The 12,640-nt window shown below is 46.2% G+C and carries 10 protein-coding genes; 6 read left to right on the top strand and 4 right to left on the bottom strand.

Annotated elements, in window-relative coordinates; genetic code table 11:
- Positions 1–12 precede the first annotated feature (12 nt).
- Positions 13–270 (top strand): hypothetical protein, encoded by a 258-nt coding sequence (locus tag QUB08_RS15785; protein ID WP_333225605.1) that lies wholly within the window; start codon positions 13–15, stop codon positions 268–270.
- A gap of 86 nt (positions 271–356) precedes the next feature.
- Here QUB08_RS15785 and QUB08_RS15780 read toward each other — a convergent pair whose 3' ends face one another.
- On the bottom strand, positions 357–935 hold the full coding sequence (locus QUB08_RS15780; RefSeq protein ID WP_333225604.1) for a hypothetical protein: 579 nt from the start codon (positions 933–935) through the stop codon (positions 357–359).
- A gap of 361 nt (positions 936–1,296) precedes the next feature.
- Here QUB08_RS15780 and QUB08_RS15775 point away from each other — a divergent pair, with 361 nt between their 5' ends.
- Entirely contained in the window at positions 1,297–1,629 is a 333-nt protein-coding gene (locus QUB08_RS15775) for a DUF565 domain-containing protein (RefSeq protein ID WP_333225603.1), read from the top strand.
- Between the two features lie 57 nt (positions 1,630–1,686).
- Positions 1,687–2,859, top strand: a complete 1,173-nt coding sequence (locus QUB08_RS15770; protein ID WP_333225602.1) for a glycerate kinase — start codon at positions 1,687–1,689, stop codon at positions 2,857–2,859.
- Between the two features lie 360 nt (positions 2,860–3,219).
- Here the strand turns inward: QUB08_RS15770 and QUB08_RS15765 are convergent, their stop codons facing one another.
- Positions 3,220–3,585 (bottom strand): hypothetical protein, encoded by a 366-nt coding sequence (locus QUB08_RS15765; RefSeq protein WP_333225601.1) that lies wholly within the window; start codon positions 3,583–3,585, stop codon positions 3,220–3,222.
- 327 nt (positions 3,586–3,912) lie between these two features.
- Here QUB08_RS15765 and QUB08_RS15760 point away from each other — a divergent pair, with 327 nt between their 5' ends.
- Positions 3,913–4,440 (top strand): orange carotenoid protein N-terminal domain-containing protein, encoded by a 528-nt coding sequence (locus QUB08_RS15760; protein WP_333225600.1) that lies wholly within the window; start codon positions 3,913–3,915, stop codon positions 4,438–4,440.
- 245 nt (positions 4,441–4,685) lie between these two features.
- On the opposite strand, the gene QUB08_RS15755 is transcribed toward QUB08_RS15760, so the two are convergent.
- Positions 4,686–6,554: a PAS domain-containing sensor histidine kinase gene (locus QUB08_RS15755; protein WP_333225599.1), complete on the bottom strand. Its 1,869-nt coding sequence runs from the start codon at positions 6,552–6,554 to the stop codon at positions 4,686–4,688.
- A 397-nt stretch (positions 6,555–6,951) separates the two neighbouring features.
- On the opposite strand from QUB08_RS15755, the gene QUB08_RS15750 reads away from it, so the two are divergent.
- Positions 6,952–7,671, top strand: coding sequence for a response regulator transcription factor (locus tag QUB08_RS15750; RefSeq protein WP_333225598.1), 720 nt, complete (start codon positions 6,952–6,954; stop codon positions 7,669–7,671).
- Positions 7,672–8,156: 485 nt separating this feature from the next.
- The gene (locus QUB08_RS15745) at positions 8,157–9,809 is read left to right on the top strand and encodes an alpha-amylase family glycosyl hydrolase (RefSeq protein WP_333225597.1); all 1,653 of its coding nucleotides are present in this window, start codon (positions 8,157–8,159) and stop codon (positions 9,807–9,809) included.
- A 127-nt stretch (positions 9,810–9,936) separates the two neighbouring features.
- Here the strand turns inward: QUB08_RS15745 and QUB08_RS15740 are convergent, their stop codons facing one another.
- On the bottom strand, positions 9,937–12,558 hold the full coding sequence (locus QUB08_RS15740) for an EAL domain-containing protein (protein WP_333225596.1): 2,622 nt from the start codon (positions 12,556–12,558) through the stop codon (positions 9,937–9,939).
- Positions 12,559–12,640 lie beyond the last annotated feature (82 nt).

The raw sequence follows: 12,640 nt of genomic DNA, 5'->3' as shown, positions 1-12,640 counted from the left end.
GGTTAAACAGAGATGTTACACCATTCTCAACAAGGCTTTTATGAACAGGCTTTTCGGCCTGTTCCACAAAATATAAATTTTCTTGTGGAACAGGCCGAAAAGCCTGTTGCTGACAATGGTGCAAGATATCAGTTAAACAGAGATGTTGCACCATTCTCAACAAGCCTTTCAGGGGCGGGATCTCCTGCCCAACTCCTACTCCCCAAAACAAAATTCACTCTTTGTGGAACAGGCATCTTGCCTGTTCTTGAGAATGATGCGGCTATGTGAGTTTAACCTCACATAGCCGCACCATTCTCAACGAGACCGTATCAACCGGCTTTCTCGACCAAAATCTCCGCACCTGCAGCTAAGGTTCACGGCTGCAAAATTAATTGCCATTCTCCGGCTGTGCTGTTCCAAGCGGGCGAGGGTGTCTCCCCGGCGACGTAAGGCCCCCAGTAGTGGCGAGAACCATCCTGAGCAAAAACCACTAAAATGTCTCCCCGTTTGACTTGTAACTTGCCCTCCGGCAGCGATAGCATCAGTCCCTTGCCGCCGCCTTCCCCCGGCGCAAAATCCCAGTGCGCGGGTTTGCCGTAGGATTTCTCGGCTTGCCGTTTCGACAACAGGGCCACTCGTACTGGGTGTTCGCTGCGGTTACTGACGCGCAGACTGCCGGCAGCTTTAGTATTTGCAGGGATTGAGGAAAGCAATTCCTCCTCTGACTGTCGGGGGGTTGGTGTTGAGTCGGGTTTGGGCTCGCTGGCGGTGTCTGCTGAAGCTGTCGCCACTGGGGAAACGGGGGGTATGGGGGGGAGTGCGGTGGCTTGTGAGGGCCAATCGCTGGAAGGATTTGAACCGTTGGAGATAGTGATTTCAAAACGTCCTAGAAACATTCCTGTAATTAGGACGATCGACACTCCAATTACGATCTGGTAAATTTTAAGATTCATAAATTTTAGGCTTAAAGGATAGACAGCACCCGAAATTAGTCTTAACTATTTTTAATGTAAAACCAGGGTCTGCTGTGCCACAAGATACAGTTACACTTAATTACTTGAGCGTTCTCGGCTATAAGTCCGCGATCGCTCAATACCATCTTAGATGTTAAATTTTAGATTTTAGATGGCGACATACTCACCCCGGTAAGAATTTGGAGTTGGTCGGGAGGGGCATTTGTTTACTCATCGGTATAGCTTTTAATACCAGTTGAAAAAAAGAGTGCCACTATAGGCCCGTACTCCAAACCCCAATATTCATAAGTCATTCCGCATCTCAAATCTCCAATCTTAAATCTCAAATCGTATAACTTTTATGCAGAATACCCGAATTAACAGATTAATTGATGTTCTGGGCGATCGCTTCGGAGGCTGGCTGAGCAATCCTTGGCGGCGGATTTCGCTCCTGATAATTAGCCTGCTGTTCGGCACTTTTTTGGGAACAGCTATTTCGACTATCGCGGGACAATCTGCAGATTGGGATATTATCGCGGCCGGGCTGTTGGTGTTTTTGACCGAGTTGGTGAACTGGCTGGTTTACCGCAGCCTGCGGCCTGCTGCAGGTTCTTTGTGGGTGGAGATGCTCAATGCTCTGAAAATTGGTGTTACTTATAATTTATTTGTGGAGGCTTTTAAGCTTGGCTCTTAACAAGTGTTGACTTGTAGGGGCCTTGCTTTCGAGTGTGCGCCCGATATTTTTAAGCAGATGAATCGATCAAACTTAAATCCTATAGAAATTTTAGAAGCATGGATAGCTGGCGATCGCCCGCTCAGGAAGATGAGCGCCGACGAGTTAGAATTGCTGGCAGTTTGGGAACTTGCGGATGAGGCGCGATCCTCTTCGAGGGCTTCGCGATCGCGCGCTTTTGGGATTACTCCCGACAATGCAGCCGATGTTGTCCGTTGCAAAACCGATTTATTCTTTTCTCTTCTTGACGAACTGCATACTTTCCCCCTAAAGTCAACTGTTTTTCTCGAAACTTTGTGGAATCTTTGGCTGCCGCTGGCAATGCAATTATCGACTGCAAAACAAAGTTTAAACCGTCCTTTAATTCAAGGAATTTTAGGAGGGCAAGGAACAGGAAAAACAACTTTATGCCAAGTTTTGAGGCTGATTCTGGGAAAATTAGGATATTCTACTGTCAGCCTTTCTTTAGACGATCTTTACAAGACTTATGCCGATCGCCAACAACTCCAAAAAGCTGACCCGCGTTTAATTTGGCGCGGCCCCCCGGGCACTCACGATATTGACTTGGGAATCGCAGTTTTAGACAAGTTGCGCGGTTCTCTAACTCACAATTTAGCAGCAGTTGACAATCCCAAATCTGATGCCATAAAACCGGATATAATTAATAAAAATATAGAAATTCCCAGGTTTGACAAATCTGCCTACGGAGGTGCAGGAGATAGAAGTCAACCCGAAATTATTTCCGGTGCGGATATTGTACTTTTTGAAGGTTGGTTTGTCGGCGTGAATCCGGTGGTTGATGCAAAATTGAACGCGTTTTTGGGGGGTGCACCGTTTCCGATTTCCACAGAAGCCGACTGTCGGTTTGCGCGCGATATGAATGTGAAGCTGCACGACTATCTGCCGCTGTGGAACAGATTAGATCGGTTGATGGTTTTGTATCCCCCAGATTATCGCATTTCTCAAGTCTGGCGCAATCAGGCGGAACAGGAAATGATGGCGGCGGGGAAGTCGGGAATGTCAGAGGCCGAAATTAATCGGTTTGTCGAATATTTCTGGAAAGCGCTGCATCCCGATTTATTTATTAAGTCGATGGTGGAGGGCGATCGGGTGGATTTGGTAATTGAAATTATGAGCGATCGCACTGTTGGTACAATTTGTCGGGCGATCGACTTAAAATTAAGCGATTAGGCAGAGTTAAAATTAACACTTTAAGGACACAACAATGTTGTGTCCCTACCGTATTGCAGCCTTTAGGATCGCGAATTAAATAACTTACAATTTTAATTGTTATTGTGGGATGGGCGTCCCGCCCGTCCTTTTTGGACGGGCGGGACGCCCATCCCACTTTCAAGAGTGGAAGTTATTTAATTCTCATTCCTTAAGGACACAACATTGTTGTGTCCCTACTGTATTGCAGCTTATCGTGCATTCAATTGAGAACTCAGGACTTATGCAAAAAGTGGTTTGACGCGCGAATTAGAGGGGTAAGGCGCGCCATAAGCACCCTACAATACAGAGGTTTTGCATCGAGGATGGAGAATTTTTAAATTAACTGCCGGGAGTACCAAGATCGATCGCTTTCTGCATCAAATCGTCGGTAACTTCGCCCGGTGTACCTGCAGGCGTAATGTCGTGAGCCATCGAACGAAAATCAGCGGGATTACCGCTTGTATCTGCTGGCTTTGCGATATCTTTAGGAGCGGGAATAGGAAATTTAGGTGCAGTTGCAGCGGCGGCAGCTTGAGCGCCGGCACCCGTGCGATCGATGTCACTAACGCTGAATTCTTTTGAAGCTTCGTAGTCTGCTGATACATTAACGGTCGGCAACTTTTGTTCACCAGCTTCCGCGCTTTCAGTGATCTGCTGAGCGTCAAAGCTTTCAGTGTTATTTGGTTCTGTATTGATTTGAGACATAGCCGACTCCTTTCTAGTTTTATTTAACAATTTACTGTATTTATTGTGATTCTATTTCGTTGCTTTTTCATCTACCCGTAGATGTATCGCGGGCTTCTATCTCAAGGCTGATTTATTCTAATGTGGCTGGTCAACATTACACGAGTTTCCTAAACTAATGGAACTATATGCAAGCTCCAAACCCATACATCATCTGTCATTCTCAATTCTTTCATCTTAAATCTAAAATTTAAAATCTCAAATCGTATTACCTCTAGGGGATGGTGACTTGTACTTACAAATCTTGATATTTATATATTCTGGAAGCATTTTTAAGGAATTTTGTTTATGAACTCACCGGCCGCGACCAATCCTCACTCTCTCTCCAACGACACTAAAAACATCGTTCAGACAATCAACGGGTTGGGTACAGATGAAAAGCTGGCGCTGCTCTACTTTGTTTATGAAAAAATGGGAGATTCAGTTACACCAGCAGCTCCCGCCGCTGCCGACCCACAATTAGCTCCCATGCTGCTGGATGATTTTTACAAGCTTTCCCATGACCAACAACTGAATATAATGCGAGGTATTGTCAACGGCGACGACACGCCGTATTCTCACGCTTACGGAGCTTTAACTGCTAACAATCAGTTGGTGGTTTGGTATGCTTGGGCTATTGGTATGGGGGAAACAATTGTCGATATCCCCGAAGGATATGAGGCAACTGAGGCTGTCAATGGCGTGTTGGGTCAAATTGAAGGTCTTGAGTTTGAACAGCAAATTACAGTGCTGCGCGACGTAGCTAATACTATGGGCTACACCGATGTTAAACCAATTGCTACGCAGGCCGAAGTAGGGAAAACTTCTAGTCTTTAGATAAGAGTCTGCTGTTGCAACCTATCCTACACAAACTCTCCTCCTAGCAGAGAGGGACTCAAGAATAAAGGAATTACCCAAAACCTCTATATGTAGGGTGCGCCTCGGCGCACCCTACCGCTATAATTAGTAGGTAAAACTTTTTTTGCCTCTTAGTCCTATTCTTTCGTGTCTTAGAGAAGGACGAAAGTTTTTGTATGAGCCGTGAAAATCGGCTATTCTGATAAATATAAAAAGGTTTTTACTCAGCAATTGAGTTTTTTAGGGTAAACTTTTCGCGGGAATTCCATGCGAAATGTCGAACCTTTTTGGGGTTGACTTTCGGCAGTGATTGTGCCGTCGATCATCTTGACTAAAGAAGCACAAATAGCTAGTCCTAAACCAGTGCCGGGATATTGGCGAGTTGTGGTTTGGTCGCCTTGGTGGAACTTGTCGAAAATGTGGGGAAGATCCTTTTCACAGATGCCGATTCCTGTATCCCGAACGGTGATAATTAGCCGATCGCAATTTAATTCCCGCACCTCAATATAAATGCTGCCCTCATGTGTGAATTTAACCGCGTTGGAAACGAGATTGACCAAAATTTGCCGCAAGCGCAACTTGTCGTTCACGATAAACTGATCCTGCAAGCACACGCTGACGGACATTGCCACATTCTTATCGGTGGCTTGATTTCGGAATTCCAGGGCGACATCCATTACTAAATGCGCTAAATGAAATTTTTCAATTTTTAATTCTGTGCGACCACTCTCGATTTTGGAGAGGTCGAGGATATCGTTAATCAGCAGTAGCAGGCTTTTGCCGTTATGTAAAATGCGCCCCACCATTTCTGTTTGCTGGGGGGTCAGCAGTTGTTTGTGCTGGCGCAGCAGCAATTGGGAAAAGCCGATAATCGAATTCATGGGAGTTCGCAATTCGTGGGACATAATGCCCAAAAATTGCGATTTTAACTTGGCTGCTTCTAGCAGTTGCAATTTTTGCTGGTGAATGCGTCGCCCCTGATTTTCCAGTTCTTCCTGCTGGCGAATTAGCAGCTCGTTTTGCAAGTCTAAAAGCTGTTCCTGCTTTTTTAATTTTTCGATCGCTAGCGCGTTGTTAATCGCGATCGCAGCTTGTTTTCCCATCACCGCCAGCACTTGCTGAGTATGCCGGTCAATCGCCGTGCTGTCTTTCCCGTTGCCGATGGCTAACACACCCAAACGCCCGCTTGGCCCTGAATCGATCGCCGCTGCACAAGCCGCCGCCGGCAGCAAGCCGTCGCTAGACTCCGATCGGCAGACTACAGACTCTCCCGTCGCAAATGCTTTCCACAGCAGCTTGTTTTGCACGTGCAGGGTTTTGCCCTTACAAAAGTTTTCCGTGCCCCCGACAGCGCTGAGTTTGAGGCCGCTGCAATCGGACTCCAGAAGAGCAACTAGGCAAAATTCCGCTCCTGCGATCGCCTCCACAGTCGCGTCCGCGATGGCTTGCAACAATTCATTCCAATTACCCGCGCGCTGGCTCAATATATTTGTAAACTGCTCTATCACCTGTAACTCCCGCCCCGGCTCTATTACCGTCGGGCCTTCGCACCATTTTTCATCTTTGAAGTTAGCTTCCGAGCCCGCTTGATGGCGCCAAAACTCTTGTTCTGCTTGGGGCTCGGCTTGAGTTTGTTTGATCGGCTCCATATCTGTGTAGGTTCCCACCCACTCCAAAACTTCCTGACTGTCTAGATTAGCCGGCCCTCCTCTCGCGACGTTCCAGCGGTAAGTGTCCTCTCGCGTCTGCAGACGAAATAGAATTTCGTAGCTTGGCGGCGGGAACTTAGAAGTGTGCGATCTCGCCAATAGACGAGGGCGGTCTTCTGGGTGGACGCGCGCCAGATAGCCGAAACCCAAAGCTGCTGCTGTTGGTACCCCGGTGTACTCCTCCCAGCGATGACAGAAATAAGTCGCCCAGCCGTCGGCATTTGTTTTCCAAACAATGTGAGGAATTGCCGACCACAGGTGATCGTCCTGAGTTTCGCAGTCCCCAACTTGGGGTTGGGGCGATGTTATTTCAGATACTTTGTGTAAGATTTCCGAGTCGGAAAACTCCGAGGGAAAAGACTTATTGCCGTGATACTGAGTCATAACAGGTTATATAAATAAGCGTTGGACTAGAGCCCTAACACCGATTAAAGACTCGTGCTGCTAGCTTTATTGATTTTGAGGGCCCAAGTGCATCAAAATTTTTTATACTTTAAATTTATCGGGGTAGTGGTATCTTTACCTCTATCAACGGGCGGACAATGAGATAATTCAGTTAAACTATTGAAACATTGAGAGCTTACCTGTCCCGATCGGGCTCGTGCAGGCATCGCCGCAAAATAACTTAAAAATTAACTTGCATTGTTGGCGGGTGCATGAGTATGCTTTAAAATGATGTGCGACCTGTAAAACCCTAAATCAGGACACATTCTCAAATTTTCTCAGTTTAGCTGAGTCAGTTGACGATATTTTAAAAATTTAGCGGGCTATTGGAAGAAAGATGAGTAAAATTCGCGTTGCTTTGGTAGAAGACCATGACCTGACAAGAGTCGGCATCCGCACAGCTTTACAACAGCGTGACACGATAGAAGTTGTTGGCGATGCAGCTAACGCTTCAGAGGGATTGAAACTGCTTCAGTCTTCAAAACCTGACGTGGCAATTGTAGACATTGGGTTGCCGGATTTTGATGGCATTGAACTTACACAAAAGTTCAAAAAATCGGTAGCGGAGTCCGATCCTGATACAAAAATTTTGATTCTGACTTTTCAGGACAATGAAGAAGAAGTTCTGGCAGCTTTTGCCGCCGGAGCTGACTCTTACTGCATGAAAGATATTAGCTTCGATCAGTTATTAGATGTAGTAAAAGTAACTCACGAAGGTAACTCTTGGATCGATCCGGCGATCGCCCGTATCGTCCTGAAACAAGCTCGCACTCAGGAACCCGCCCCGGAAGAACCGAAGGCTGAGGGCAAAAGAGTCACGATTAAGGCAGCCGAACCCGAGTTTAGTCACATCATTGAGACTTACCCTTTAACCGAGCGGGAATTAGAGGTTTTGGAACTGATCGTGCAGGGTTACAGCAATGCTGCAATCGCCGAAAAGCTCTACATTACTGTCGGTACAGTCAAGACTCACGTCCGCAATATTTTGAACAAGTTGTGTGCTGATGACCGCACTCAGGCTGCCGTTCTCGCCCTGCGTTCTGGCTTGGTTGGATGAAGCCTTATCATCAGGTAAAATCAAGTTAAAATTAGGGTGCGCCTAGCGCACCTTACGGCCACGGATTTAGGGTGTGCAGTACACACCGACTGACTAATTGTTACCAAAAAATTAGGGCAGGCAGTGTGCACCAGCCGAGCAATTGTTGGTTGTTAAAAAAGTGATAAAGTTTAAAGCCGCATCTATCCCTATACAGATATTTGTTTAAATATTTAAAAAAATGAATCTACCTTAAGATAGATGCTAAAAAACTATCGTATTACTAATACTTATTTTTGAGCGCTCCCTAGTTAGATAAATTTCGATCGCACTGCCGATATTGCGCGATTTCACTTCATAAAAGGCGGAGGCAGAGGCGAGATGACGATAGTTTTAGGAATAGTTAAGCCTTAAAGAAATTATATCCGTAGAGTGATGCTGAGTTCGCTTGAATTTGCGAAATTAAAAGTATCAACTGCTACTGAAATATTTTAGAAAGAGGTATTATGACCGCCCCAATTGAATTCAAGTTATTTGCTCCCTACAACAAAGGAGCTGCCTTGATTGGCTCTTTTTCTAATTGGGAAGAGATTCCGATGGAAAAGGACGAAGAGGGTTATTTCCGCACGCGAGTTGAGTTGGAGGATGGCGTTTATCAATACAAATTCCGCGTTCAGTCGAAAAGCTGGTTTGTGGAAGCGGATCAGTGGGTAGATGTGGTCGATCCCTACGCCACTGACATCGACGATCCTACTCAAAACGCCCTTGTTCGGATCAAAGATGGCGATCGCATTGTCGATACCTACGTCTGGAAACACGACGACAAACCGCTACCGGCCGATCGCGAATTAGTGATTTACGAAATGCACATTGCCGACTTTTCTGGCGGCGAAGATGATCCCTTCGCCCGCGGCCAGTACAAGCACGTCGTCGAAAAACTCGATTACCTAGTCGAACTTGGCATCAACGCGATCGAACTCATGCCCATCAAAGAATACCCAGGCGACTACAGTTGGGGCTACAACCCCCGCTACTTCTTCGCTGCCGAGTCCAGCTACGGAACCACAGAAGAACTCAAAAACCTGATAGACGAGTGTCACGGGCGCGGGATTCGCGTCATCATGGACGGGATTTACAACCACTCGGAAGCATCGAGCCCCCTCACTCAAATCGATCACGATTATTGGTACCACCACGAACCCCGCGATCCTGACAACAATTGGGGCCCGGAATTTAACTACGAATTCTACGACGAAAACTTAGGAACTTTCCCGGCGCGCCAATTTGCTGGCGATACAGTCCGCTTCTGGATTCAAGAATATCATCTCGACGGCATTCGTTTCGACGCGGCGCGACAAATTGCTAACTACGATTTCATGCACTGGGTAGTTCAAGAAGCCAAAAATGCCGCCGGCCCCAAACCGTTTTATACCGTTGCCGAATACATTCCCGACGATCCCAGCATCACGAATCTAGACGGGCCGATGGACGGCTGCTGGCACGACAGTTTCTATCACTCCATAATTCCACAACTCTGCGGCGACAATTTTGATTTAGAACGTCTCAAAGAGGTAATCGACTGCAAGCGGCAAGGTTACTTGGGTGCTACGAATGTAGTCAATTATTTGAGTAATCACGATCACGATCGCATTTTTGCCGAATTGGGCGATCGGGGAATTTTGGATGAAGCCGCCTTCAAGCGGGCAAAGTTGGGAACCGTGCTGTTAATGACAGCAGTTGGCGTGCCACTGATTTGGATGGGCGAAGAATTTGGCGAATACAAAGCCAAAACAATTGAGCAATCTAAAATTGACTGGACGCTGCTAGGAAATGACCTGAATAAAGGTTTGTGGGAATACTACAAAGGCTTGATTCACCTGCGTAAAAATAACCAAGCACTTTACACAGAAAACATCCAGTTTTTCCACGAAGACCCCGACTCAAAAGTTTTTGCTTACACTCGCTGGAACGATGAAGGTTCGAGAGTTGTAGTAGTGGCAAATATGTCGGAAAATTATCTGGCAGGTTACAGCGTTCCCCACTTCCCGGCAAACGGAACTTGGCACGAATGGACTGGGAATTATGATATTGAATCTGGCGATGACAATATTATGATTGACTTGCCGGAATACGAAGCGAAAGTGTTTGTTTGGCAGTAATATCATTTCCGGTTACACCGGAATGATGTTGACTGTTGACTGTTGACTGTTCACTGTTCACTGTGAGTCAACAATCAACAGTCAACAATCACGGACGGTGCAACCGGAATCGATATTATTTCCCCGATTAATTTTCTAGGAACAATTGGGTTATAGCCGCCGCCGGTATTGGTTTGCTAAAGAAGTAACCCTGACCCATATCGCACTTATGCGATCGCAAAAACGCTAACTGTTCTGCTGTTTCCACTCCCTCAGCAATCACCTGTAAATTCAGGCCCTGTCCCAAGGCGATCGCCAGTTTCACAATAGTAGCACCGCTGCTGCCAGTCACCAAATCTGCCACGAAAGATTTGTCTATTTTTAAATTATTGAGGGGAAAGTTTTTCAGAGACCACAGCGAAGAATAACCGGTGCCAAAATCGTCAAGAGAAATGTTAATTCCCATGTCCTGCAACTGCTGCAATACCGACACCGTAAAGCTCACATCAGTCATGGCAATGCTCTCGGTAATTTCTATTTCTAAATATTCGGGATTTAACTTGGTTTCTGATAAAATTTCAGCGATGATTTGTACCGTGTGAGGTTGCAGAAACTGGCGGGCTGATAAATTCACCGCTATCCGCATCGGCGGCAATCCCAGTAACTGCCACGCTCGATTTTGCAAGCAAGCAGTCCGCATCACCCATTCGTCAATTTGGCAGATTAATCCTGTTTCCTCAGCTAAGGGAATAAATCGATCGGGAGGAATCAAACCGCGTTCGGGATGCTCCCAGCGAATCAGAGCTTCCATGCCCACTATTTTGCCAGTATTTAAATTTATTTGCGGTTGATAGTGCAGCACAAACTCAGATTTTTTTAGAGCTTTGTAAAGATAATTTTCTAAGTTAAGATCCTCGGAGACTTTACTGCCGATCGCCTGCGTGTAAAACTGATAATTATTGCGACCTTTCTGTTTAGCTCTGTACATCGCAGCATCAGCATTTTTTAGCAAAGTTTCTGCATCTTCTCCATCATAAGGAGCCAACGCAATTCCCAAGCTAGCCTTAATATAAAGTTCCAGACCCTCAAAATCAAAAGGACTGCTTAAACTCTGGATAATTAGCTTGCAAATTTTAGTTGCTTCCTCCGGGGTGTTGATATTGTACAGCAGCACAGTAAATTCATCTCCGCCCCAACGAGCCATCGAATCCCCCACGCGCAAACAGTTAGTCAAACGCCTAGATACACTTTGCAGCAACAAATCGCCCACTGGATGACCGAGAGTATCGTTAACATTTTTAAATCTATCCAAATCTAGAAAGATTACCGCCAGCATTTCTCCATTTTGGTGAGCGCTAGCTAAAGCTAAAGACAGCCTTTCATTAAACAGTAATCTATTAGGTAAACCAGTTAATGGGTCGTGAGAAGCTTGATGTCGGATCATCGCCTCGACGCGCCTCTGCATTGCAGCCATGTACAGGTGAGTTCCTAAAGATTGTGCTAGCTTCTGTTCCTCGCTGCTCCACTTTTGAGCTTCGCCGGTTTTGATTTCTTTCCAAGCTGCAAAGGACTGTCGGGGACGATCGTTCCGGGTGTCCGAACTGCAACGGCCCGCCCACAAAATTTCGGTTTGTATAGGGCTGCGAAAAACGGTGAGACAGCCGATGCACTGTTGGCGATATTGCAGCGGTACTGCCAAAAATGATCGAATGGAAGCTGCGACTAAATTGGCAGATACAGATTTAAGTTGAGGTTCTTTAGAAATATCGGAAATTGCGTACAAGTGCGGTACGAGAAAACTGGAAATATTGGTGTCAATTGAGCTGTAATGCTGGGAATAGAGATTTTCAAAAATACCTAATTGGGTTTTATGATTAGCAGTTTGTGCTGGATCGTCTTGGTTTGCCCTCCACATAATCTGCTGCCAAAATGGGCTGAGTTCCAGGTCGATGTCCGCGGGCTGCTGGCCACAGGTATAAAGCAAAGCGGGTCGATCGCCAAACTCGGCTGCAATGTAGAGTCGCCCTCCCGAACCACGCAAATGCTTGACAGTTTGTTCGAGAACTGCTTTCCGAATTTCGTTTAGTTCCAGAGGAGAATGCAGCAAACTGGTAATTTGGTTGATAACGGCTTCGTCACGCGCTTGCTGTCTAGCTTGACTGAGTAGAAAAGATTGGGCGATCGCAATTGAAAGTTGATCCACCAGCAACTGCACCATTTTCAATTCTCGATCGCTAAATCGTTTCGGTTGGCTATGGTGAGACACCAACAGCCCCCAAAGGTGATTTTGATGCAAAATCGGCACCGTCAGAGAAGAACGTGCCCCCATAGCCTTCAGATATTCAGCGTGACAGGGGTCTACAGGACGATAGGTAATATCTTCAACTGCTAAAGTTTTACCGGTTTCGGGACAATCTAACCGATTAATTGTTTGATGCTGCAATTCCACATCTACAATCACTCGCTGCCGCGCTTTGAGAAACATTTCCCGAGCACTCTGGGGAATGTCGCCTGCTGGAAAGCGCAAACCCAGCATAGATGGTAAATTGTCGCCGTTGATGGACTCAGCAATTACCTCACCGCTACCGTCGGTCTCAAAGCGATAAACTTTTACTCGATCGCTCTCTAAAAAGCTGCGGATTTCTCGGGCTGTTGTCGTCAAAATCTCTTGGAGTTCTAAAGAGTTGCGGATGCGATTGGTAATTCGATTGAGTAAAATCTCTTGTTCTAAAGTCGATCGTGACATTTGTGTAACTTTGGTGCGGGTCATGCCTTTTGATCTCCCGGGCTGTTGACAGCATTTTTGCGAGCCACAGTCTTAACTTGCCCTGTATTCTACATTACAATACTTT

Origin of the sequence: Microcoleus sp. BR0-C5 (assembly GCF_036705045.1) — a bacterium.
Taxonomy (GTDB): domain Bacteria; phylum Cyanobacteriota; class Cyanobacteriia; order Cyanobacteriales; family Microcoleaceae; genus Microcoleus.
Note: the sequence above shows the minus strand (reverse complement) of the source record. Positions and strands in the feature narration are given on the sequence as shown.

What these genes read in the sequence shown, in the direction of transcription:
- QUB08_RS15760 (WP_333225600.1), top strand. Translation starts at nt 3,913, where the DNA reads ATGAACTCACCGGCCGCGACCAATCCTCACTCTCTCTCCAACGACACT.
- QUB08_RS15785 (WP_333225605.1), top strand. Translation starts at nt 13, where the DNA reads ATGTTACACCATTCTCAACAAGGCTTTTATGAACAGGCTTTTCGGCCT.
- QUB08_RS15750 (WP_333225598.1), top strand. Translation starts at nt 6,952, where the DNA reads ATGAGTAAAATTCGCGTTGCTTTGGTAGAAGACCATGACCTGACAAGA.
- QUB08_RS15740 (WP_333225596.1), bottom strand. Translation starts at nt 12,558, where the DNA reads ATGACCCGCACCAAAGTTACACAAATGTCACGATCGACTTTAGAACAA.
- QUB08_RS15765 (WP_333225601.1), bottom strand. Translation starts at nt 3,585, where the DNA reads ATGTCTCAAATCAATACAGAACCAAATAACACTGAAAGCTTTGACGCT.
- QUB08_RS15745 (WP_333225597.1), top strand. Translation starts at nt 8,157, where the DNA reads ATGACCGCCCCAATTGAATTCAAGTTATTTGCTCCCTACAACAAAGGA.
- QUB08_RS15775 (WP_333225603.1), top strand. Translation starts at nt 1,297, where the DNA reads ATGCAGAATACCCGAATTAACAGATTAATTGATGTTCTGGGCGATCGC.
- QUB08_RS15780 (WP_333225604.1), bottom strand. Translation starts at nt 935, where the DNA reads ATGAATCTTAAAATTTACCAGATCGTAATTGGAGTGTCGATCGTCCTA.
- QUB08_RS15770 (WP_333225602.1), top strand. Translation starts at nt 1,687, where the DNA reads ATGAATCGATCAAACTTAAATCCTATAGAAATTTTAGAAGCATGGATA.
- QUB08_RS15755 (WP_333225599.1), bottom strand. Translation starts at nt 6,554, where the DNA reads ATGACTCAGTATCACGGCAATAAGTCTTTTCCCTCGGAGTTTTCCGAC.